This window comes from Ruegeria sp. CF1 (assembly GCF_056537445.1).
Genome location: NZ_JBQFRN010000003.1, coordinates 119,629 through 144,039 on the forward strand (window position 1 = coordinate 119,629; position 24,411 = coordinate 144,039).

The following is a 24,411-nucleotide window of genomic DNA, read 5'->3' on the forward strand; positions in this document are numbered from 1 at the left end:
TATTTAATTCAACATCTTTGCTTGCCGCGCCGACTGCAGATTCAATTGTTGGAGACACTGTTAACAACCCTGTGACTGGTCTGGATACGACAGTCACTGCACTGATCGTGGATCCCGCTTCAACACCTACAGCCGGGACGACGGCTTTTGTTGAGACGGCGGATGGCTATGTGTTTCTCGTCAAAGATGCCGGCGAGACAATTTACAACTCCGACAATCCCCCACTGGCATTTGAGATTGTATCCATAACGGGAACAACGGCTCAGATCAGTAATTCTGGTGCGACCGGAACGGCCAGCTTGTCCACTCAGCTGACCCTGTCTCAGTACAACAGCAACTTCAACAGTTCGGGTACTCCTGGCTCTGTCACCCCGCCGGTGAACGTCTCCGGACCTAACGGTGTGAGCCAGGTCGTTTACGGGCGAGATGGCAGCAATGGGCGCGATGGTGCGCTTGTTGTGCCACCAAGTTCAGGTGGAAACGGTGCCGATGGCCCAACCCAGACTCAAACCCTGAACGGGAATGTCAACGCAACCAGCAATGTCGGTTGGCAAGTGGGTAGCGTTGGCGGTGACGGTGGTCAGGGCGGCGACTCGTACCTGAGCTTTTGGGACGGGCGCGATGGCGGCGACGGCGGGGAAGGCGGCACGGTAAACGCAACACAATCCTCGAGCAGCACGATCCAGACATCGGGCGACGGCTATGACGGTATATTTGCCTTCAGCCGCAGCGGCGAGGCTGGTGATGGTGGCAGCGGCTTCGCGGCTCCGGGTGGGGGCACCGGTGGCCACTCGGCAGATGGTGGCGACGTAACCGTTACGCAGCGGGGTGACATTTCTACGTCCGGCGACTCGGCTGATGGCATCTATGCGCTGAGCGTGTCGAACAATGGCGGTAATGGTGGGTCACAATGGGGGCTGGTTGGCTCGTCCGGTAACGGAGGCTATGGCGGTAGCGGTGGCACCGTAACGGTAAACACGGCCTCAAGCGGTAGCATCTTGACGACCGGCGACTACGCGAACGGGATTTACGCCCAATCCATCGGCGGTTCGGGGGGGTCAGCGGGGACAAGTGGCAACTTGTTGGTTTCGCTCATTGGCGGGGCCGATAATGGCGGAAATGGAGGCAGGGTTAACGTCTCGCAAGGTGGCGCGATTGAAACACAAGGTGATTTCGCGCGCGGTATTGTTGCCCAGTCCATCGGCGGCGGCGGCGGTTCGGGCGGAACTGCAGGCGGTCTGGTATCCCTTTCTCTTGGTGGCGTGGGCTCGAACGGCGGTAGCGGGGACTCGGTGAATGTCACTGTGCAAGGTTCGGGAAGCATCCTGACTTCGGGCATTGGGGCTGACGGTGTCATGGCGCAATCCATCGGCGGCAGCGGCGGAACCGGTGCAAACTCCTATGGGCTTGTTGCGATTGGTGGCACAGGATCTCGGGGCGGAACGGGCGCTGCAGTGAGCGTCAGCAACTACGGGCGTATTGTAACCGAAGACGACAACGCCCGCGGGATTATCGCGCAATCCATCGGCGGCGGTGGCGGTGATGGTGGCTCGTCCGGTGGAATGGTCTCGGTCGGTGGCAATGGCAGCGGCGGTGGCAGCGGGTCCACTGTGACGATCGTGAATGACGGGATCATCACCACTTCGGGTGATGATGCGATGGGTATTCTGGCCCAGTCGATTGGTGGCGGTGGCGGCAATGGTGGTTCGTCCGGTTCGGTAGGTGCGTTTGTCGGGGTAGCCATCGGTGGTGATGGCGGGGCCAGAGGGACCGGTGGCAATGTCAATGTAACCTTATCCAACACCGATGGCAGCCAGCCGTCGGCTATCCGGACTTCGGGCGCGCGCTCGGCAGGTGTATTTGCACAATCCGTCGGCGGCGGTGGCGGCAACGGTGGCGGAGCGGTCTCGGTTGCGGTTGGCGCATTTGGCGCGGCATCGGTCTCGGTTGGTGGGTCCGCTGGCAATGGTGGCAACGGTGGGACGGTCACGCTTAGCGGCAGCGGTTCAGCTTCTGTACAAACCGGTGGTGACGACTCGGTTGGGGTGATGCTGCAATCTGTTGGCGGTGGTGGCGGCAATGGTGGCTATGCCGTATCTGTCGCAGCGTCAGGCGGCCCGGTATCGGGTTCGCTGGCTGTTGGGGTTGGCGGTGACGGTGGTACGGGCGGCACGGGTGGTCCGGTCACGGTTGGCCAGTTCGATGGTAGTGGCGTCGCAACAGCAGCTGGGTTTGAAGGCACTGTCGTCACGACCGGAAACCGGTCGACAGGTATGCTGTTTCAGTCCGTCGGCGGTGGTGGTGGCAATGGTGGATTGGCGGTCGCCACGACCGGTGGCGCCTCGGCACTATTTTCGGGCAACGTATCAGTTGGAATTGGCGGCAAGGCCGGCAGTGCGGGCAATGGTGGACTTGTTCAGGTCTATACCAATGCTGACGTGACCACGACTGGCACAAGCTCCAGCGCGATCATCGCCCAATCCGTGGGTGGCGGTGGCGGTAATGGTGGTGGAAGCATCGCGGCCGGTATCAGCGCAAGCGGAGGCGCTGCGGTCGGGATCAACGTCGGTGTCGGCGGAGATGGTGGAGGTGCCGGTATCGGTGGCAACGTCACTTTGCGTGCCGGTGGGACCTCAATCGAAACCAGTGGCGCATTCTCCAGCGGTGTCGTTGCGCAATCCGTTGGCGGCGGCGGTGGTAATGGTGGTTATGCCATCGGTGCCAGTGCCGATATTGCGGGCGGCGCTGCCGGGTCCATCAGTGTAGGCCTCGGCGGTAAAGCTGGCGGTGGAGGTGCGGGCGGTACAGTGACGGCCCAAGTTGATGCGGATGTTACAACCCGTGGGGACGATGCCGGTGCGGTCGTGGTTCAATCCATCGGCGGTGGCGGTGGCAATGGCGGCTTCAGCGTCGCTGCTGGCTTGGCGGCCGGCGGTGGCGGTGCCGGAACGATTGGAGTCGGACTTGGCGGCGACGGAGGCAGCGGCGGCATAGGCGGTACGGTAACCGGCGTGCGCGTCAACGGCGACGTTCGGACCGAAGGTGCGCGCTCGACGGCTGTCGTTATTCAATCCATCGGCGGTGGCGGTGGTAATGGTGGTTTCAATGTCACCGCCGGAGTGGCAGCGGCAGGAGCCGGTGCTGGGTCAATTGGCGTCGGGCTCGGCGGCAACGGCGATACAGGCGGCAATGGCGGCGTGGTTGAAGGCCAGGTTGCAGGAAACGTCACAACAGTGTCCGAAGGTTCAGGCGGCGTAGTTTTCCAATCCATCGGCGGCGGTGGTGGCAATGGTGGCTTCAACGTGACGGCCGGTGTTGCTGGTTCGGGGGCAGGTGGCGGTGCCGTCACCGTAGGCCTTGGTGGCGACGGCTCAGGAGGTGGAATCGGTCAATCGGTGACCGGTCGCGTCACAGGCACAGTAAGCACCGGTGGCGCGGACTCAACTGCCGTTCTGGCACAGTCCGTTGGCGGCGGCGGTGGCAATGGTGCTTTTAATGTTAGCGCGTCACTTGCAGGGGCTGGGGTTGCGAGCGGTGCAGTTTCAGTTGGCCTTGGCGGCGACGCAGGTACGGGCTCGACGGGTGGCACAGTCAATCTGACGATTACAAATACGATTGTAACTGTCGGGGACCGTTCTTCAGGCGTCGTCGCCCAATCCATCGGCGGTGGTGGCGGCAATGGTGGGTTTAATATCTCGGGGACTGGGGCCGGTGCAGGTACTGCAAGCGGTGCGGTCAGCGTCGGGCTTGGTGGAACGGGCGCAGGTGGCGGTAATGGCGGGTCGGTTACGCTAAGATCCAGTGGGACAATTCTGACGCAAGGCGACTCGGCGACAGCATTCCTTGCGCAGTCCATCGGCGGTGGCGGAGGTAACGGCGGGTTTAACGTCAGCGCATCGGTTCAGGGATCGGGCACTGCAGGGGCTGGCGTCTCGGTCGGATTGGGTGGCAACGGCGGCGGTGGCGGCGATGGCAGCACGGTCGATGCCACATCGAACAATGCGGTTGAAACGCAGGGGGATCAGTCCTCGGGCGTCGTAGCGCAATCCATCGGTGGCGGAGGCGGCAACGGTGGGTTCAACGTAGCCCCGGTTCTGTCGGGCGCAGGTACAGCCAGTGGTGCGGTGAGTGTAGGACTGGGTGGTTCAGGTGATACCGGCGGCAATGGCGGCATTGTCACGCTGACCTCGAATGGCACCATCCTGACGGATGGCTTCGCCTCTAGCGGGTTTGTTGCGCAGTCGCTTGGCGGTGGCGGTGGTAACGGCGGGTTCAATGTCTCGCCCACCGTGTCCGGGGCTGGAACGGGTGCGGGATCAGTTTCGGTTGGTCTGGGCGGCTCAGGGTCCGCCGGGGGTGACGGCAGTTTGGTGACGGCCAGCACAACAGCTAACGTGGTAACCCGAGGGGATGCTTCGGTGGGTATCCTCACGCAGTCCGTTGGTGGCGGCGGTGGTAATGGTGGCTTCAATGTCTCACCGGCTTTGGCTGGGGCCGGCACCGGATCGGGCGCGATCAGCGTTGGTCTGGGTGGGTCCGGTGGCAGCGGCGGCACGGGGGGTGTTGTTGGCCTGACGGTTGCCAATAGTGTTCAAACCGAAGGTGCGCAGTCCAGCGCAGTTGTGGCGCAATCAATCGGCGGCGGCGGCGGCAATGGCGGGTTCAACGTTTCTGCTTCCGTCGGTGGCGCAGGTACGGGTTCTGGCGCTGCGGCAGTTGGCTTGGGCGGCCGTGGAACTGGCGGCGGTGACGCCTCGGCGGTCACGGCGAATGTAACCGGGAATCTGATCACGCAAGGTGAAACCTCTAGCGGTCTCTTGGCACAATCTGTGGGCGGCGGCGGTGGCAATGGTGGCATGAACGTCTCGGTTGCAGTGGCCGCGGCGGGCACTGGCTCGGGTGGGGCATCCGTGGGTCTTGGTGGCGCGTCCGGTACCGGCGGCAACGGAGGCACAGTTGAAGCCACATTGAACGGAAACGTCTCGACACAAGGCGATGAATCCGGCGGGGTGATCGTGCAAAGCCTTGGCGGCGGTGGTGGCAATGGAGGCATGAATGTTTCCGCCACAGTCACTGTCGCAGGAACCGGCAGCGGTGGTGCGTCTGTTGGTCTTGGTGGCAGCGGTGGCGACGGGGGCGACGCGGATACGGCCGAAGGCACGGTCGTTGGCAGTGTTACCACTACCGGTGACAATTCTGGCGGCGTCTTGGTGCAATCTGCTGCGGGTGGCGGCGGCAATGGCGGGCTGAACGTATCAGCAGCCGTGAACATCTCGGGGACCGGGGGCGGCGCCGTCGGGGTTGGCATCGGTGGCTCGGGTGGCGATGGCGGTGCTGCGAGCGCGGCGACGGGGTCGGTCACCGGCGATGTCACTACAAGTGGTGAGAACGCGACGGGCGTTCTGGTCCAATCCGTTGGCGGCGGCGGCGGTAATGGCGGCGTCAACATTTCGGGCGCTCTGAGCATCGCACGCACTGGATCGGGTGCGGCAGGTATCGGCGTGGGCGGCTTCGGCGGCAGTGGCGGGACCAGCGGGGTAGTCGACAACATGTTCTCTGGCAATGTGAGCACCTCGGGTCCGCGGTCGGCTGGTATTATCGCACAAAGCCTTGGCGGAGGTGGCGGCAATGGCGCCACAAACATTTCCGGGGCCATTTCTGTAGCCAGCAACTATTCCGGGGGTTTGGGGATCGGCGTCGGCGGCTTTGGCGGGGACGGTGGTGCGGCAGATAACGTCACGCAGCGGGTCACCGGAGATGTCATGACAACCGGTGATGACTCGGTCGGCATTCTGACGCAAAGCCTCGGCGGCGGTGGTGGCAACGGCGGCACCAACATCTCGGCAGCGTTGTCTCTGTCCCGATCAGCCAATGCGACGGTCGGCATCGGTGTGGGCGGCTTTGGCGGCGGCGGCGCTGATGCCGGAGCGTTGGTGCAATCGACAATCACCGGCGGAGTGACCACGACCGGCGATCGCAGCACCGGGATCCTGACACAGAGCCTTGGCGGCGGTGGTGGCAACGGCGGCACTAATATCTCGGCCTCGTTGGGTATCAGCCAGGAAAATGGCGGCTCGGTCAGTTTGGGCGTTGGCGGCTTCGGTGGCGGGGCGGGTAACGCTGGTGAAGTGAACAGCACATTGCGCTCAAGAACGGACAGCAGTGGCACAACTTCGGTGGTAACCACTGGCGTAGACAGTATTGGTGTCATAGCCCAGTCGGTCGGCGGCGGCGGCGGTAACGGCGGTCTGAACGTTTCTGGCGCTGTCAATCTCACCGGCAAATCCGGTGCAGCGGTTGCCCTGGGACTTGGTGGCTTTGGTGGCGGTGGTGGCAATGCCGATGCGGTCACGTTGGATGTTCAAAGCGATGTAGTGACGGCGGGTGACGGGTCGCATGGTCTGTTTGCGCAAAGCCTTGGTGGCGGTGGCGGTACCGGGGGCGTGAATATTTCGGGCACTCTGGCGCTGACTAAACCATCGGGGTCGGACACGATCTTTTCGGTTTCAGCGGGTGTTGGCGGCTTTGGCGGGGCCGGTGGTGATGCAAGCGATGTCGATCTGGACTATACCGGCAATGTACAGGCCGTACCGATGGTCGAGCAATCGGATGGCACTTTCGCCGTTGATGAAAGCAAAGGGGCCAGTGGCATCATTGCCCAGTCGCTTGGTGGCGGTGGCGGTGACGGCGGCACGAACGTCTCGGGCGGCCTCGCGATAAGCGGCAAACCCGGTGCGGGTCAGACGGACAGCAGTAAATCCTATGCGGTTGTCGTGGGCGTTGGAGGTTTTGGCGGCGGCGGTGGAGATGCCGGAAATGTTGATGTGAACATTGGCGCGGGCAGTACGATCACAGCTCACGGCACTGGCCAATCCGGCCTGCTGGCCCAATCCGTTGGTGGCGGCGGTGGCAACGGTGGTCTGAACGTGTCAGGCGGGATCGTATCCGACAGCTCTCTGATCGTGGGCGTCGGTGGTTTCGCAGGCGATGGCGGTCAGGCCGGAGACGTCACGGTCACCTCGCAAGCGGATATTACGGTTACAACGAACCCGGACGATATCTCGATCCCCAACACAACGACGTTCGAAGACAAATTGCGCGATTTCCTGGGCGACTCGATCGTTGATGAGACCGAGGAATTGGCGTCGAACTTCGGGTTGGAACGCCTGTTCATCGACATGGGTGTCTTCAACGAAGAAAAGCCGGATACTGACGGTTCGGCGGGTCTACTGGCGCAGTCCATCGGCGGCGGCGGCGGCAATGGCGGTCTGAATGTCTCGGGTGGAATTGCGCTCAGCAAAGATGGCAAGATCCCTTCGGTTACGTTTGGCGTCGGAGGCTTTGGCGGTGACGGCAATGTCTCGGGCAATGTGGGCGTCAATCATGCGGGAACTGTGTCAGTCGCCGGCAACTGGAAACATGGAGTTTTGGCCCAGTCGATCGCAGGCGGCGGTGGCAACGGTGCTTTGAATGTGACCGGGCAGCTGAACTATGGCGACTCCAACAACTCGGACGGCAAAACGGATCTGAGCATTGTGGGCGGCCTTGGCGGCCACGGAGGTACTGGTGCGGATGCGGGTGACGTGTCGGTCACTCAGACCGGCAACATCGCAACAAATGGCTATCACGCGCGCGGAATCTTTGCCCAGAGCATCGGCGGCGGCGGTGGTACCGGCGGCATTAATGCGACCTTTGTTGGTACCAAGGACAGCTCACCTATCGCGATGGGGATCGGCGGCTTTGGCGGCGGTGGCGGCGATGCGGGTGACGTGACCGTCGCGCGTGGCACAGCGGCCCTTGCTGCGGGGACAATCACGACCGATGGCGTTGGATCGCACGGTATCGAGGCGTCGAGCATTGGCGGCGGCGGCGGCGATGCGGGGATCAACGCAGTTGTGGGTATCAGCAAGACCACCGGCAACCAAAGCAACGGCGGCACAGGCGATTCATCCGATCGTAAGACACCGACCAATACCGGCGTCGATGACTCGGTCATCGCCAACTACAACGCGGTTTTGGATGAGCTTGAAGGCAAGGTGAACCCTGCAGATTCCTCTGGCAATAAAACCGGTGTGTCAGCGGTGGTTGCCATCGGTGGCGATGCAGGTACGGCAGGGGACGGTGGCGAGGTCGATGTTGATCACTATGGTGATATCGTCACCTTGCAAGATGGCAGCCACGGTGTTTTTGGGCAATCCATCGGTGGTGGCGGCGGCAACGCCGCCTTGAACCTCGGCATGACCTATGAGCTTGCCTCCGACGCGACCAACAAAGGCTTTGGCTTGGCTATTGGCGGCGGCACGGGTGAGGGCGGCATCGGTGGTTCGGTGGATGTGCGCAATACAGGCGACCTCGCGACCTCGGGCGCAGATTCCCATGGTCTGTTTGCGCAGTCAGTTGGCGGCGGCGGCGGCAATGCTGGCTACAATTCGGCATCGACGTCGGTTGATGGCGGCAATGTAAACATCCAGATCGGCCGCACGGGTGGAACCGGGGGCAGCGGTGGGGACGTCTATGCCAGCTCGAACGGCGCGATCAGCACGACGGGCAACCGGTCTTATGGCTTCTTTGCACAGTCCATCGGCAATGGCGGGGGTAACTCGTCATCAACTTCGGTCAGCATCGGCACCCCGAAATCCGGCGACAGCAAAGGCAACAAAGCCAGCCTGTCAGTCGGGCTTGAAGGCGGTACGGGTGGCGCAGCAGGCGATGTGACTTCTGTGGTGGCGGGCACTGTTGTCACACAGGGCGATGACGCACATGGCGTATTTGCCCAGTCCGTTGGCGGCGGCGGCGGCAATGGTGGCAAGGCCAGCAACTCGGCTGGCAAGGGTACTTCAATTGCCTTGTCCATCGGTGGTACCGGCGGCACCGGAGGCGTTGGTGGCACGGTGGACGTGACCAACACTGCCCAGATCGCAACGTTAGGAGATCGCTCGATTGGGCTGATGGCGCAATCCATCGGTGGCGCAGGCGGAACTGGCGGCATGGTACAGGCCGGACAATCGAACCTCGATACCATCAAAGCTGTGGTCAACCCGTCCACAGTCGGCACCACAGCATCGATCAACATAGGCGGTACCGGTGGGGACGGTATGACCTCGGACATCGTTACCGTAGTGAGTGACGGAATAATCAGCACTGCAGGCACCATGGCCCATGGTATCTTCGCGCAGTCCGTCGGAGGCGGCGGTGGCATGGGTGGTGTCGTGGAAAACCGCATCATCAGCCTTCGTAAAGAGATTGGAAACACCGCGACCTTGTCCATCGGCGGCAACGGCGGCTCGGGTGCGATGTCGGCGGCGGTATCTGTGACCAACCGGGACGTGATCCTGACCACGGGCGACAAGTCGGTTGGTATCTACGCGCAATCGGTCGGCGGTGGCGGCGGTGATGCACAGCAGGTTCGAAACATTATTCTGGGCCGGTCCTCGGAGGGGTCTACGACAAACGCGATCCTTATTGGTGGCACCGGCGGCACCGGTGGTTCTGGCAGTACAACCACTGTTGTGAACGAAGCCGATGGTACGATCGTGACCAGCGGAGCCGAAAGCCACGGTATCTTCGCGCAGTCTATCGGCGGTGGCGGCGGCAATGGCGGATCGACAATCTCGGTTGATGGTCGCTATGGCGGGGCCGAGGCGAGCACTCGGCGGGCGTTGCAGTTTGGCCTGGGTGGCTCGGGTGGTTCCGGTGGAACCGGAGGCAACGTGGCCGTCACAAATGCGGGTACGATCATCACCATTGGTGCAGGTGCGCATGGCATCTTTGCTCAATCCGTTGGTGGCGGCGGCGGCAATGGTGGGAGTTCGATTACTGGGACGCTGCGGCTAAAGACTGGGGACAGCAGCTCTCCGACCGCGCAGTTGAACATCGGTGGTTCGGGTGGCAGTGGCAATGCTGCCGGAAACTCGGTTGTCACCAATACCGGCGACATCCGCGTTGATGGCGAAGGTGCCTACGGTATCTTCGCACAATCCGTCGGTGGCGGTGGTGGCAATGGTGGATTGGCCGTTGCGATGGATGTGAATGACCTCAAAAACACAATGACCGGCAAGTCATACTCAAAGATCGCCATTGGCGGTTCTGGTGGCGACGGGGCGGATGGTGGAGATGTCACGGTCAACCATACCGGTACGATTGTCGTGAACGCTGAAAACGGGTTCGGTATCTATGCCCAATCCGTTGGTGGCGGCGGCGGTAATGCGGGATATTCGGTATCGTCGCCCTTGGTCTCGGCGCTGGATTACACGATCTCTCATGTGTTGGGCGCGCGAGAAGGGACCACCGGATCAGTGGGAACCGCGACTGTCAATTCAACCGGTGACATTCTGGTGAATGGTGCAGGCAGCGAGGCCATCTTCGCACAATCTGTTAACGGCGGCGGCGGCAACTCTGAAACATCGGTCGACCTTACGACTGCGACGGCAAGCGCGGGTGGAACCGGCACTGTTTATATCAGTGACATCTCGCTGGGCGGTGATGATGTTTCGGGCACAGCGGGCAGCCAGGTTGCCCAGTCGCACGTCGGTGACATAGCGACCACCAGCGACCGCTCGACAGGTCTGATGCTGCAGAGTGTCGGCGGCGGTGGTGGCACATCGGCCAACAACATCAGCCTTCAGGATGGCGACGGTATCGAGATTGATGCGCGCCTGGGCGCGATTGATACGAATGATGCAGCAGGTGGCGATGTGTTCGGCAGCCGGACGGGCGATGTCGGCACTGATGGTGCGTTTTCCTCGGCAGGTACGGCGCAATCTATTGGCGGCGGCGGCGGTAAGCTGGTGCTCAACAGCACGGGCACGGCTGATACCAACAGGTTTGCTTCGGTAATCCTGGGGTCCGATCCAAGCTTCCGCAACAACGGCGGTGATATCGATCTTGATCTGAATGGAGATGTCTTCACCAGCGGTGACCGGTCCTTTGGCCAAAGCGTTCAAAGCATCGGCGCGGGCGGGGGTGAAGCTGTCGTTGCTGGTCTTGGAGGCGTCGATGTGACCCTCGGGGCGCAGGACGATTCAACTGGAGATGGCGGCAACGTCGATTTCACCAATACCGGTGACGTAAACACAAGTGGTACCGGATCGCATGCGTTCGTGATCCAGAGCATCGGCGGCGGCGGTGGTCTTGTCACGACAGACCTGGACCCCAGCCAGGTGACCGTAAATCTGTCAGCTGCAAATGGCGGGGACGGCGGGGACATTCTGTTCTCGCAAACTGGTAACACGGTCACCAGCGGAGAGAACGCGATCGGTGTCGCCGCGCAGTCGTTGGGTGGTGGTGGCGGCATCGTCGATTCCATATTCCGGGGTGCCGCAGGTGGCGCCGGGTCGGGCGGTGCTATCGACATGACCCTGACCGGCAATGTGTTGTCGGTCGGCGACGGTGGCATTGGTGTCTTTGCACAATCCGAAGGCCGTGACGGTGCAGACGCCATTATGCTTGGGTTCGATGGTGTTGTCATGGGTGGCACCGGGCAAGCGAACTCGGTTGCCTCTATCATTGTCGAAGGAGGAACCGACAACACGCTGACCCTATCAGAAGACACGGTGCTGATCGCGGGCAATAACCAACTGGTGAACGGCGGCGATGGCAATGAACAAATCACGCTGTCCGGACGCGCGCTTGGGAACCTGAACCTTGGTGACGGGACGAATGGCCTGACCGTGGAAGATGGTGCAACCTTCTATGCATTGGATACCGTGAATCTGGGCGACGCCGGGCTCATGCAGGTGGATGGCAACTTGGTTCTGGGCGCAAATTGGGGCGTCGACGGAGGCCTGACGGCTGCTGTTCAAGCGGATGATTTTTCCTTCACCGAGAATGTTAGCCAGACCACGAACGTGACCGGAAGTCTGGCCTTTGGCGGCACTGCGACTTCAACGTTCGACGTGTATTTCCGAACCACTGGCATATCGGGTGGAGACAGCGATCTGATCAATGTCACCGGGGATGCCACGATTGGTGGTACATTGGTGCCGGGGTTGAACACGCTCGAACGCGCATTGCCGCTTGTCATCATCAATCCCGATGGAACGGCCGCAGATGCTGGCACGACCATCCAGGACACTGTGGTTCTTGATTACTCCATTGGTTTGAACGGGGCGACGTCGGACGGCAGTTCGATCGATCTGGTGATCACACCAGACTATTCGACGCCTAGGATGAACTCCAACCAGACCGCGATCGGTGACTATATCAATGATGTCCTGAACGGGCGGGGAACGTCCGAACAGGGCGAGCTTTTGGCGCTGATCGGGAACATGCAATCCGAGACCGATGTGATCGCGGCCATTGAGAGCTTGTCGACAGCGGACTACGCCGCAGATGCGGTGGATGCGTATTTTGGCACGCGGGTATTCGCGGATACGCTGCAAAACTGCGAACGCTACACCAATTATCAAGCCGGGGATGATCCGCGTAACTGTATCTGGTTTACCGGCGGCCGCTATTTCTTCGACCGCGAGCAGACCGGGATTTACAACGATCTGAACGTCAATAACACCAATTGGTCGGCGGGTGTCCGTCTACCGGTGGGGGATGAGTTGTATGCAGGGTTTGCCCTGGGCTACGACCAGATCAGCCTGCAGAACGGATCGCAATACAATGCATCCGGCGATCGGTTCAATCTGGGTGCATCGCTGACCAAATACACAGGCGCGTGGGAGTTTGCGGCCATGCTGTCGGCAGGTTGGTCAAACTACGATACAAGCCGTGCAGGTGGGATCCGGGGCGTTTTGCCCAATGGCACAATTGTGGACACCGTTGGTGTCAGCGAGATCAAGCACAAGATGAACCACCAGAACCTGCGGCTCAGCCTGGCGTATGATCAAAGACTTGGCGCTGGTGGAGCGTACCTGCGCCCCGAACTGGCCGTCGATGCGACGCGGTTGGCGACGGAAAGCAATGGCGATGCCACTTTGTCAGGTATCGTCTTGCAGGACGACAACGAGATGATCTATTCGCTGACGCCGTCGATTGAGATCGGGACCGAGCAGATCCTGAGCGCCTCGCAGAAACTGCGTGCGAGCCTGCGCGCCGGTGCCATCCTCTCGTCTGACGACACGGTGTCGGTAACCGCTGGCTTCAGTGGGGCCAGCGCCGCCGATGGAGGGTTCGTGAATACCAGCTATATCGGTGACGCCCACGGCGTCGTGTCCGCGCGGTTGGGATTGTTTGCTTTGGATGACAGCAGCTTTATCAACCTGAGCCTGGACCATATGTTTGGAGACTCAACCGAAGCCCTGCAGGTTGGCATTGGCCTTGGGATACAATTCTAGTTTATGAGGAACAGCAGTATGAAAACTTGGATCTACGCTTTGGTGGCGTCGTTCGGTTTGACAACTCAACTTGGCGCACAGGAAAACGAAGCGCCATTGTGGTCGGTCAACTGCAGCAATCAGGTCAACGGAACTGAATTGATTTGTGAAATGACCCAGACCATTATCTTAACCGAGAACAATCAAAGGCTTGCCTCGATTGCGTTCGTCAAACCTGCCGGCAGAGACGAGATCGAAGCGGTGCTGACACTGCCATTTGGCCTGCTGTTCTCTGAAGGGCTGATTGCTAAAGTGGATGATGCCGAGATCGCGCGGCTGGATTTTCTAACCTGCGAAGCACAGGGTTGTTTTGCCCGTTCTCCTGTTTCTCAGGACTGGATGTCAAAGATGCGCGCTGGCAATCTGTTGAGTATTGAAAGCGTAAACCGGGTCGGCGATCCGATTTCCTTTGGTTTCGATCTGGCGGGATTTAGCAGAATATCCGATATGCTGCCGTGATTGCCTGGCCTTCCTTCCAGAAGGCCGCACAGGCCTTCTTGGTTAGCAACGCGTAGAAGGGTCTGACCAGAGCGTTCATTTTGTGATTGCACTCGCAACGAGCGGAGGCTGCGGCGTAGGGCTATGTGATGGCTTTGGATTTCCGAGATGCGAGCGTTCGCGCCGACTAGTTCTCAGAGACACTCCCGGTCGGCGATGTCGAGGGTGCGGTCCAGAATCGCCAGCCCTGTAATCAGGTCGTCTTCACTGATGTTGAGCGGTGGGGTCAGGCGGATCACGTTCGAGAAGAATGACAGGTAGAGGCCTTCGTTCATCGCAAAGCTCATCATCTCGCTCATGGGTCTGGCGTCTTCGCCTTTGGCGGCAAATGGCACCAGCGGTTCGCGGGTGTCGCGGTTCTTGACCAGTTCGATGCCATTGAACATGCCCTTGCCGCGAATATCCCCGATCGAGGGGTGTTTCTTTGCCAGCTTGTGCAGCTCTGCGCGCATCTTTTCCCCCATCGCGGTGGCATGGGCCAGCGTGCCTTCTTCCTGCATGGCTCGGATCGCGGCAATGCCAGATGCGCAGGCCAGCGGATGGCCGGCATAAGTCAGGCCTCCGGGCAATGGGTAATCGCGCAGCCAGTCATGCAGCTCGGTACTGACGGACATGGTGCCAAGCGGCACGTAACCCGAGTTGATGCCCTTGGCCGAACAAATGATGTCCGGCTGAACACCCCAGTGATCGACGGCGAACCATTTTCCCGTCCGGCCAAACCCGGCCATGACTTCATCCGCGATCAGTAGGATGCCGTATTTTTCGCAGGTTGCCTTGATCGACTGCAGATATCCGTCGGGTGGCACGATGATCCCGTTTGTGCCGACAATAGGTTCCAGAATGACAGCGGCCACGGTGTTAGGGTTTTCATACATCAGGATTTCTTCCAGATGCGGCCCGCCTTGGGCGACCGGGCACTGGGCCGGGTCTTTGTGGCCAGTTGGTAACCGATAGACGTAAGGATCAAGCATCCGCACGATGCCCGGCATATCGGCGCGGGTCAGATGGTGGCGCGGGTCGCCGGTCAGCGATAGCGTGCCACCGGTTGCCCCGTGGTAGGAACGGTAGCGGGCAATGATCTTTGTCCGACCGGTGTAATGCCGCGCCAAACGGATCGCGGTTTCATTGGCGGCGGACCCTCCTGTTGTAAAAAAGGTTGATGAGATGTTGGCAGGCGTGATCTCGGTCATGATTGCCGCGAGTTCTGATCGAACATCCGAGCCCATGGCCGGGCCGATATAACAAAGCTTGTCCGCCTGATCCTTAATCGCTTGTACGATCTTGGGGTGCTGATGACCCATATTGGCGTTCACAAGTTGGCTTTGGAAATCGAGGTAGCGTTTACCTTCGCTGTCCCAGAACCAACTGCCCTGAGCACCTGTTATGACGCGCGGGCGGCTGCCCTGTTTCGACCAGCTTTGCAGATAATGATCCGCATGCATGTCTTTGACCCATTCGGGATCATGGGAGGGGTAGGCGTTGCTGAAGTCTTCCATAACAGGCCTCTTGGCGTGCGGGGTTGGGATCAATCGATGATGGTTACTGGCTGGCCCAAAGCGTCTGCATCAGGCCTGACGCCAAGGCCGGGGCCTTCGGGTGGGGCGATGCGACCGTTCCGGCGGCTAGGTGCATTCGGATCGAGACATGGTTTGACATAGTGGGACAGATCGCATGTATTCATGATGCCGTGCGCTGGGGTTGAGGCCGCAAGATGCAGCGAGGCGGCCGTCGTAACATCGCTGCCCCAGGTATCCTCGATGCACATCTGCGTGCCAAGCGACAGGCAGAGATCGCGGATTTGACGCATCGTCGAAAGGCCGCCCATCTTCGACAGTTTCAGCGCAGCAGCATCCATGCAGCCAGCGCGGTGTCCTGCCAGAACCGAATGAATGTCACAGGCGCTTTCGTCCAGCTTCATCGGCAGACCAGTCGCGGCGCGGACCTGGGCGCATTCCTCAATCGTGGCGCAGGGTTGTTCCAGCATTATGTCCAGATGCGAGACAGCGCGGCCAACTCGTGTAGCGGTCAGCGTATCTGACCCGCAATTCCAGTCTCCATAAACCAACGGGCCATCACCTACAGCCTCGCGCACCTGAATCAAACGAGCAACGTCGGCTTCCCAGTTGTTGTCCGCGCCCAGCTTCACCTGAAACTGTCGCATGCCCTGATCAAAGGCATCGCGCGCCATGCGCGCCATTTCATCCGGCGCGATACAGGTGATCGAGTGATACAGCGGCAAATCCGCGACCGCCCGCCCACCAAGCAAAGTGTAAAGCGGTAGGTCGGCTGCCTGTGCGGTCAGATCCCAAAGCGCTGTATCGATCGCTGACTTGGCGTAGCCATGCCCGATCAGATGCTTATTAAGGCGCTCCATCAGCGCTTCGGGACCAACCGGGTTAGCGCCGATGACAACGGGTGCCATCTCTTCAAGCGCTGGAGCCACGCCCTTGGCATAGGCGGGTAAATAATGCGGGATCGGACAAACCTCTCCCCAGCCCGATGCGCCGGTGTCGGTATCCAGGCGGACGACCACGGAAACCGTCGTATCGCAGGTCTTGCCCTCGGCCATGTAATAGGTGTCATGCGAGGTCAGCGGGACTTCCCAGGCGGTGATGCGAGTAATCTTCATCAGGCGGTTTCCATCAGGCGCAGGATTCGTAGGTTGCGACAGGTGGGCCAAGGCTGTCAAAGTCCGGCGTCACCCCAAGCCCCGGAGTATCTGTGGCATAGAGTTTACCGTCCCTTACTGTGGGGCCGCCAATCCCGGTGTTTCGTGTGTTGTAGTTCATCAGATCGGTCGAGTTGATCAGCATCTCTTGGGGTGTTGAGGCCGCAAAATGGGCAACTGCGGCGGTGGTGATCTGACCGCCCCACGTGTCCTCGGAGACAACCGGAATACCGTGATCAATCAGGAAATCACGCACCCGGCGGGCTTTGGACAGGCCGCCCAGGTTAGAAATCTTCAAGCAACAAATTTCGGCACCCCGATCGTTCACGATGCGTCGGGCCATTTCAATCCCGGTGACGCATTCATCCAGTTTCATTGGTTGCTCGGCTACGCGGCGCACCTGCTGGCACTCGTGGTAACTGTGGCAGGGTTGTTCGAGGATAAAGTTCAGATCGCGGGTTGCGCGGGCCACACGGATAGCGTTGTCAACGCGCCAACCCTGATTGGCATCTGCCATAGCCTTTTCACCGGGTTTCAGCAGGGGCACGCCTTCGCGGATACGGTCGATATCGGTCACCCAGTCGCCACCTACCTTGATCTGGAACTGCCGGTATCCCGCTGCGCGGTGCTGCTCCATCTCGGCGATGGTTTCTTCCAAGACAGGCTTTTGCGGCACAACCCGGTACATCGGCGCACCATCGGTGAGTTTGCCGCCCATCAGCATCCAAACAGGTTGTCCGGTGGACCGTCCCAGAATATCCCAACACGCTGCATCAAAGGGCGCTTTGGCGTAGCCGTGACCTTGGACCGTGCCATCCATCAACCGTTCGATCTTGGACAGCTGGCGGGGATCTTCCCCCAGCAAGCGCGGGGCGACGAGGCGGGCAAAGGCCTCGACGCCTTCGGAATGGGCGATCATGTAGTTCTCGCCGCATGGGGCAAACTCGCCGCAGCCCTGTAGACCCGCATCCGTGTCGATCACCACTACCGAAGACATCGACGTTGTGATCGCGTTGCCCGCGCCCCAGCCGTATGATCCGCCGACATAGGGCAGGGGGGTTTTGAACACACGGATACGGGTTATCTTCATGGCGTCACCATAGGGCTTCCGCGATGGCCGATGCTCTGGTTTTCAGATCACGCCAGTTCACGAACTGCGTCCGTGCGTGGGCGTTCGGATTTCGGATCATAGGCTGCTTCGCCGAGGACACGCCCTTTGCGGGGTACACCAGCGATAACTACTTCGATCTCTGTGCCCGGAACATTCACGTGTGGCTTGACGTAAGCAAAGGCGAGGATTTTGCCGACGCTGTGGCCATAGGCGACCGAGGCTGTTGCACCGACAACCTCGCCTTTGATCCGAATAGCCTCGCCCCCATGACCATCTTCGACCCCATCCGGTTCGATCTCCAAATAGGCGCAAATCCAAGGCATCTCGCCCGCCTCAGACTGAGCGGCACTGGCGCGCGTTGCTTCGACACCCAGATACTCTTTGTCCAGCTTGAAGAACCGGCTGACATTGGCCTCTGGAAGCGTGACCTCGTTGGTCAGTTCTCCAGCACCGGGGAATGCTTTTTCCATGCGCAGGCTGTTCATCGCAAACGAGCCGTAGTTTTCGATGCCAAATTCCTCGCCGGCAGCCCACAGTGCGTTGTAGACGTCAACGCAGGTTTCATCCGGCATATGGAATTCCCAACCCAACTCGCCCGCATAGGACATGCGAAAGGCCCAGACCTTGTGCCCCGCGATGGTGATTTCCTGAGCCGACAGCCAGCGGAACCCGGCGTTGGACAGGTCCGCGTCGGTGCATCTGGCCAGTACCTCGCGGGATTTTGGCCCGTTCAGGGACAAAGCCGACCAATCTTCAGAGAGCGTTTTGACAAAGACGGTCTCTCCCGCGAGGTTCTGGTTCAAGTGATCGACAAGGCGCTGTTCAAAGAACGCCGCGCAGACCAGATAATAGCGGTCTTCCGCCATGCGAACGATGGTCGTCTCAAGCTCGATACGGCCCCGGCGGTTCAGAAAGTGGGTCAAGGTGATCGAGCCATCTTTCTGTGGCATCTTGTTGGCCGTCAGACGGTCAAGATAGGCATAGGCATCGGGGCCTGAAACTTCGACTTTGGTGAACGCGGTCACGTCCATGATACCAACACGCTCACGCACGGCTTGGCATTCCAGCGCAACCATGTCGAAGACTTCGTTGCGGCGGAACGAATAGTGGTCACGCTGTTCAACACCATTGCGCGCGAACCATCGCGGGCGCTCGTGGCCAAAAACCTCTTCATAGACCGCGCCCTTTTCCTTGAGGATTTCATACAGCGGCGAGGGTTTGATCGGACGCCCTTCAAGACGATTGAAATGCGGAAAGGGGATCTCGTGCCGCAGCTTGTAATCCTCATGCGCCTTGATGACCTGCCAGTCTTTCTTGGCATAGCTGCCAAAGCGGCGCGGATCATAGTCACGCATGTTGATATCGGCAGCACCGTGTACCATCCATTTGGCCAGTTCACGGGTCAGACCAGGCCCCCAACCGATGCCGATCTGCGTGCCACAGCAGCACCAGTAATTCTTGACGCCGGGTGCGGGGCCGACCATCGGGTTGCCATCTGGCGGGTGGCTGATTGCACCATGAACTTCGCGGGTGATGCCCAGTTCAGAAAAGATCGGCATCCGTTCCAATGAGTTTTCCAGCCAAGGCATGACACGGTCATAATCCGCCTCGAACAGCCAGTTTTCGTACTCCCATGGGCATTCATCATGCCAGACAGAGTTCGAGTTCTCCTTTTCATAGATCCCGATCAGGCCCTTTTTCTGTTCCATGCGGATATAGCCCGAAACCATCTTGTCATCGCGGATCACCGGCAGCTCGGTCTTCAGGTCTCTGAATTCAGGCACATCTTCAGTGACAAAATAATGATGGGTCATCGAGGTCATGGGTAATTGCAGGTTCGACCATTCGCCCATCTGACGGGCATAGGTGCCGCCTGCATTAACGACGTGTTCGCAGGTGATGGTGCCTTGTTCGGTTTCCACCACCCATTCACCTGCATCGTTCTGGGTGATGTTGGTCGCGCGACAGTGGCGGAAAATCTTCACACCTTTCTGACGGGCCCCAGCTGCCATCGCCATAGTCACGTTCGAAGGATCAACGTGACCGTCATCTGGCGTATAAAGCGCACCAATGACACCGTCGAGGTTATAGTAGGGGTGTTTGTCAGCTATGAAGTCAGGCCCTACCAACTCGATATTGAACCCCAGCGCTCGGCCAACTGATAATGTGTGGCGAAGCCAGTCCATCTCATCCTCGGTATAGGCCAGACGGAATGAACCGCAGCCGTGCCACGTGACCGCCTGACCGGTTTCTTCCTCAAGTGTCTTGGAATAAAGGCCAATGTTATAGTCGACCATTTTGCCCAGCCCGTAGGAACTGGTGGAGTGAGTAATCTGACCAGCGGCATGCCAGGTGGAGCCCGAAGTTAACTCGGCCTTTTCCAACAGCACCGTGTCTTCGCCCCAACCTTCATGGCCCAGGTGATAGGCCAGTCCGCAACCCATGACGCCACCGCCGACAATGACGACCTTTGCGCGTGCAGGCAGTTCCTTTTTAGACATCGCAACTTCCTGTTTCCGAGACATGGAATTCTGTGGACTTCCTATTGCTACATATGTACCACTGTCAATTAAAAATGGCACAAATGTACATACCGAGGTAAGCAATGTGCGGTACAGATGTTTCAAGTGGTATTCTGACGCGTACGGATGTTACGAATCCTGACGCGATCTTTTTGACTGAAACACCAGCCCGGCTTGTATCAGGAGAAAAAATATGACTGTCCTGCCAACCCACTCGCTCGAGGCCCGGTACTATACGGATCCTGACATATTCGACAAAGAGATGAACGGCCTGTTGTGCAGAACTTGGCAATACGCTGGTCATGCGGCAGATATCCCAAATGTAGGCGATTACTTTGCGTTCGAAATCGCTGGTCAGAACCTTTTTGCCATTCGCGGACGCGACAATCTTGTCAGGACTTTCTACAACGTGTGCCAGCATCGTGCGCATGAAATGGTGACCGGAACCGGAAATACCCGTGTAGTGGTCTGTCCCTATCATCAGTGGACCTATGAGCTGACTGGCGGCCTGCGGTCTGGACCGAACATCAAGAAAGTTCCCGGTTTTGATCGCGCGAAAATCTGTCTGACCGAAGTACGGACCGAAGACTTCCTCGGGTTCATCTTTGTCAATTTGGACGATAACGCGGCAACGATGGACGAATGGTATCCCGGCGTCCGGGACGAGTTGTCTGAGTTCGTGCCGAACACTAACGCTCTGGCCCCCTTAGAGTGGGTGGAAATTCCCGAAAACTGCAATTGGAAGGTTTCGATCGAGAATTACTCGGAATGCTATCACTGCCCAACTAATCACCCGACCTTTGCCGAAGGCGTGATCAAACCGGAAACCTATGACATTCAGCCCGATGTGTCGGGAGGTTACGTGCTGCGTCACACGACCGAGTGCCAAAGCCTCGAAAAGATGACCTATCCGATTGATCTGGAAAGCAACAAGCACGCGGGCGACTATCAAAGCTGGTTCCTGTGGCCGATGTTCTCGTTCCAATGCTATCCGGGAAATGTTCTGAACACCTATCATTGGCGGGCAAATACAGTGGACAGCTGTACCGTCTGGCGCGGGTGGTACACAGAAGGCGGTCATGAAAGCGACGTGATCCGTGGCCTTGCCACTCAGGATCGCGAAACGACTGTGGCCGAGGATATTCGGTTAGTGGAATCCGTTCACCGCGGCCTGAAATCCAAAGGGTACAAACCGGGACCGCTGGTGCTTGATCCGGCCTGTGGCGTCATGAGCGAGCATTCCGTTGCGAAGCTTCAACAATGGATGCGCGAGGCGATTGAATAACGTTACGTGCTGTGGATGGGCCAGATAAGACATCACCGAAGCCAACGCTGTGCCAAAGGGCACACCCGACCAGAACGACGCGATCGAGCCCCTTGCCTTCGGTGGTGGGGTTGGTTGTAAGTCAGGGACGGCGGCTTTAGCGGAATATCGAGCCAGGACCGACTAAGTTGCAGATCGGTCGTTTCACCTGAGGAGAGAATGATGGACGACAACCTGTTTGAACATGGCCTGAAGCAGCGCAAGTCGACGCTGGGCGCCGAGTATGTTGAGAAGAACCTGGCAGCGGCGGATGATTTTACCCGCTCATTCCAAGAGAACATGACTGCTTGGTGCTGGGGCTTCGGCTGGGGGGATGACACGATCGATCACAAGACCCGTTCGATGATGAACCTCGCTATGATTGGGGCACTCGGCAAGATGCATGAATGGGAAATCCACTGTAACGGCGCGTTGAACAATGGTGTCACCAAAGAGGAAATCCGATCAATCATTCATGTGATCGGCATTTATTGTGGCGTCCCGCAGTCTCTTGAATGCTTCCGTGTCGCTCGCAAAGTCCTGACCGAACGTGGGCTGCTGGACTGATCTGATCCCTTCGCGAGATCTTCAGAAGGAACGACACAATCAGCGAGATTGCGCGTCTGCAGTTCGCGCGGTCTGCTGACACCTGCCTAAGCCGGGTCTGGCACCTCACCTTGCCAATGGTCCCCCATCGCGACGATGCATGAAGTGCCGTTGGCGTAGTTCTGAACGATCATCCAGTCTCCGCTTGTGCGTTTGACCCAAACCTCCAGCATCGTTTCGGGATCGCGCAAACCCATGCCCTGACGTTCGGCCCCCAGAACCTGTTTCAGTGTCTGTGCCATCCGCGCGCTGTCATCACAGCTGACATCCGCCATTTTAGACTGCGCAGTAGAAGGCACCACAAGGCATAGAAGAAGAAGGCTGGCATGAAGACGGGTCATAGGTGAAGGTTAGTTCTTTCTGCGCTCAAGCGTAACAGTTTTATGACGCCCTGTGGATAAAACTCGCGCAGAGTCCTGCGAGAAACGCCACACACTGCAGAACCAGGCAATCATCGCGCCTGTCACAAATCTTTCGCGTAGATGTAAACGAAACGATTCAAAAGCGTCACGAAGCTTTTGATTTGACGTTCTATCCGCCTCGCAACGATGGGGGCGATATGCTGAGAATTGAAAAGCTGACCAAAAAGTTTGGTGACAAACGGGCCGTGGATTCGGCGAATATCGTTGTCGACAAGCCAACCATGATCGGGATTATAGGCAGCTCCGGGGCTGGAAAATCCACGCTTTTGCGCATGGTCAACCGTCTGAGCGATGCAACGACCGGCACAATTACTTTTGAAGGCGAAGAGATCTCTGCGCTTCGCGGTGCTGCCAAACGCGAATGGCAATCGCGCTGTGCGATGATCTTCCAGCAGTTCAATCTTGTACCGCGCATGGATGTCGTCTCGAACGTTTTGCATGGCACGCTGAACAGGCAATCGACCTTTTCGACGATGTTCAACCTGTACCCGCGGTCGGATATTCATAAGGCGATTGAAATTCTGGATCGGCTAGGCATTGCCGAGCAAGCACCCAAACGAGCCGAAGCCTTATCAGGCGGCCAGCAGCAACGCGTCGCCATCGCCCGCGCGCTGATGCAGGACCCGAAGATCATTCTGGCGGATGAGCCGATTGCCTCGCTGGACCCAATGAATGCACAGGTTGTGATGCAGTCGCTGCGGGCCATTCACGAAGAAGACGGCCGAATGGTCATTGCTAATCTGCACACGTTGGATACCGCGCGTCGCTACTGCGACCGGGTCATCGGAATGCGTGATGGTCGGATTGTGTTCGACGGCACCCCTGCGCAGCTGACCACGGGCGTAGCGCGCGACATCTACGGTGCAGGCGCGGACTTTTCCGAGGCCGCAACCTCGACCGAGATCGAAACACTGGACAGGCCCGAGGTCCGCGAAGCGGAAGCCTACGTCTGAGCCATTTCCCCCCCGCGTCCGTCGCGGGCCACCTTCATCTAACCGAACGGAGAAAATGATGAAAAAGACCCTCGCACTGTCGTTTGCCGCCACGACTGTATTGAGCACTGCTGCTCTTGCCGAAGAAATCACCGAGTTTCGCATTGGCATCCTCGGTGGTGAAAATGCCCAGGACCGCATGAACTCGTACCAGTGTCTTGCAGACTATACCTCTGAGGCGTTAGGCGTTGAGACCAAGCTATTCGCCCCGGCGGACTACAACGGTGTGATACAGGGCCTGTTGGGCGGTACACTCGACATGGCATGGCTGGGTGCCTCTTCTTACGCGGCCACCTATCTGCAAGACCCCGAAGCAGTTGAGCCCGTTCTGATCAAGGTCAATGTGGATGGTTCAATCGGGTATCACTCGATTGGGTTCGCCCGCAAGGATAGTGGCGTCACCTCACTGGACGACATGAAAGGCAGAGTGTTTGGGTTTGGAGATCCGAACTCGACCTCAGGTTATCTGATCCCGTCGATCGAAATCCCGCAATACAAAGAAGGTATCACCATGGAGTCGGGTGAGTATTTCGGTGAGGTCAAATTCACTGGTGGCCACGAGCAGACGATCGTCGCTGTGAATAATGGCGACATTGATGGTGGTGTGACCTGGGCCGATGGTCAGGGCAACTGGGAAGATGGATACAATTCTGGTGCCCTGCGCAAAGCGGTTGACGCAGGTCTTGTCGACATGAACGACATGGTCCAGATCTGGAAATCGAACGTTATCCCCGAAGGCCCTGTGGTTCTGCGCAAGGCGTTGCCTGCCGATGTCCGTGCGACCATGACAGATCTTGTCGATGGCCTGCACGAGCGTGACCCCGATTGCGCTTATGGTGTGGCGGCAGGCGAGACGCTGGGTTTCCAGCCGGTATCGCATGACACCTACATCTCGATTGTTGAGGCCCGCAAAGCCAAAATCGGTGGCTAACGCGCGCACATGACGTTTCCGGCAACCCATTGGGGT

The 24,411-nt window shown here is 59.0% G+C and carries 11 protein-coding genes; 6 read left to right on the forward strand and 5 right to left on the reverse strand.

Annotated elements, in window-relative coordinates:
- The first annotated feature begins 71 nt into the window (after positions 1-71).
- Positions 72-13,283, forward strand: a complete 13,212-nt coding sequence (locus ACRZ96_RS08300; protein WP_480814393.1) for a hypothetical protein — start codon at positions 72-74, stop codon at positions 13,281-13,283.
- Between the two features lie 18 nt (positions 13,284-13,301).
- Positions 13,302-13,781, forward strand: coding sequence for an invasion associated locus B family protein (locus ACRZ96_RS08305; protein ID WP_170407630.1), 480 nt, complete (start codon positions 13,302-13,304; stop codon positions 13,779-13,781).
- Positions 13,782-13,954: 173 nt separating this feature from the next.
- On the opposite strand, the gene ACRZ96_RS08310 is transcribed toward ACRZ96_RS08305, so the two are convergent.
- The 4 genes from ACRZ96_RS08310 to ACRZ96_RS08325 are packed head-to-tail and all read right to left on the reverse strand — an operon-like array spanning position 13,955 to position 20,100.
- A complete protein-coding gene (locus ACRZ96_RS08310) occupies positions 13,955-15,316 on the reverse strand; it encodes an aminotransferase class III-fold pyridoxal phosphate-dependent enzyme (protein ID WP_480706291.1) in 1,362 nt (453 codons plus the stop codon).
- Positions 15,317-15,345: 29 nt separating this feature from the next.
- The gene (locus ACRZ96_RS08315) at positions 15,346-16,449 is read right to left on the reverse strand and encodes a mandelate racemase/muconate lactonizing enzyme family protein (protein WP_480706289.1); all 1,104 of its coding nucleotides are present in this window, start codon (positions 16,447-16,449) and stop codon (positions 15,346-15,348) included.
- Between the two features lie 13 nt (positions 16,450-16,462).
- Positions 16,463-17,578, reverse strand: coding sequence for a mandelate racemase/muconate lactonizing enzyme family protein (locus ACRZ96_RS08320; RefSeq protein WP_480706287.1), 1,116 nt, complete (start codon positions 17,576-17,578; stop codon positions 16,463-16,465).
- Positions 17,579-17,625: 47 nt separating this feature from the next.
- Positions 17,626-20,100, reverse strand: coding sequence for an FAD-dependent oxidoreductase (locus tag ACRZ96_RS08325; protein WP_480706285.1), 2,475 nt, complete (start codon positions 20,098-20,100; stop codon positions 17,626-17,628).
- Positions 20,101-20,314: 214 nt separating this feature from the next.
- Here ACRZ96_RS08325 and ACRZ96_RS08330 point away from each other — a divergent pair, with 214 nt between their 5' ends.
- Both ACRZ96_RS08330 and ACRZ96_RS08335 read left to right on the forward strand, forming a co-directional pair.
- Positions 20,315-21,406, forward strand: a complete 1,092-nt coding sequence (locus ACRZ96_RS08330; protein ID WP_170394282.1) for an aromatic ring-hydroxylating oxygenase subunit alpha — start codon at positions 20,315-20,317, stop codon at positions 21,404-21,406.
- A gap of 198 nt (positions 21,407-21,604) precedes the next feature.
- Positions 21,605-21,991 carry a carboxymuconolactone decarboxylase family protein gene (locus ACRZ96_RS08335; protein ID WP_480436495.1) on the forward strand — a complete coding sequence of 129 codons (387 nt, stop codon included), beginning with the start codon at positions 21,605-21,607 and terminating at the stop codon, positions 21,989-21,991.
- 86 nt (positions 21,992-22,077) lie between these two features.
- On the opposite strand, the gene ACRZ96_RS08340 is transcribed toward ACRZ96_RS08335, so the two are convergent.
- Positions 22,078-22,371: a hypothetical protein gene (locus ACRZ96_RS08340; protein WP_170646977.1), complete on the reverse strand. Its 294-nt coding sequence runs from the start codon at positions 22,369-22,371 to the stop codon at positions 22,078-22,080.
- A gap of 218 nt (positions 22,372-22,589) precedes the next feature.
- On the opposite strand from ACRZ96_RS08340, the gene phnC reads away from it, so the two are divergent.
- Both phnC and phnD read left to right on the forward strand, forming a co-directional pair.
- Entirely contained in the window at positions 22,590-23,405 is an 816-nt protein-coding gene (gene phnC / locus ACRZ96_RS08345) for a phosphonate ABC transporter ATP-binding protein (RefSeq protein ID WP_170394291.1), read from the forward strand.
- A gap of 58 nt (positions 23,406-23,463) precedes the next feature.
- Entirely contained in the window at positions 23,464-24,375 is a 912-nt protein-coding gene (phnD, locus tag ACRZ96_RS08350; RefSeq protein ID WP_170611738.1) for a phosphonate ABC transporter substrate-binding protein, read from the forward strand.
- Positions 24,376-24,411: the final 36 nt, after the last annotated feature.

Coding starts and splice junctions, on each gene's coding strand:
- phnD (WP_170611738.1), top strand. CDS start 23,464: ATGAAAAAGACCCTCGCACTGTCGTTTGCCGCCACGACTGTATTGAGC.
- ACRZ96_RS08325 (WP_480706285.1), bottom strand. CDS start 20,100: ATGTCTAAAAAGGAACTGCCTGCACGCGCAAAGGTCGTCATTGTCGGC.
- ACRZ96_RS08340 (WP_170646977.1), bottom strand. CDS start 22,371: ATGACCCGTCTTCATGCCAGCCTTCTTCTTCTATGCCTTGTGGTGCCT.
- ACRZ96_RS08305 (WP_170407630.1), top strand. CDS start 13,302: ATGAAAACTTGGATCTACGCTTTGGTGGCGTCGTTCGGTTTGACAACT.
- ACRZ96_RS08310 (WP_480706291.1), bottom strand. CDS start 15,316: ATGGAAGACTTCAGCAACGCCTACCCCTCCCATGATCCCGAATGGGTC.
- ACRZ96_RS08320 (WP_480706287.1), bottom strand. CDS start 17,578: ATGAAGATAACCCGTATCCGTGTGTTCAAAACCCCCCTGCCCTATGTC.
- phnC (WP_170394291.1), top strand. CDS start 22,590: ATGCTGAGAATTGAAAAGCTGACCAAAAAGTTTGGTGACAAACGGGCC.
- ACRZ96_RS08315 (WP_480706289.1), bottom strand. CDS start 16,449: ATGAAGATTACTCGCATCACCGCCTGGGAAGTCCCGCTGACCTCGCAT.
- ACRZ96_RS08330 (WP_170394282.1), top strand. CDS start 20,315: ATGACTGTCCTGCCAACCCACTCGCTCGAGGCCCGGTACTATACGGAT.
- ACRZ96_RS08335 (WP_480436495.1), top strand. CDS start 21,605: ATGATGGACGACAACCTGTTTGAACATGGCCTGAAGCAGCGCAAGTCG.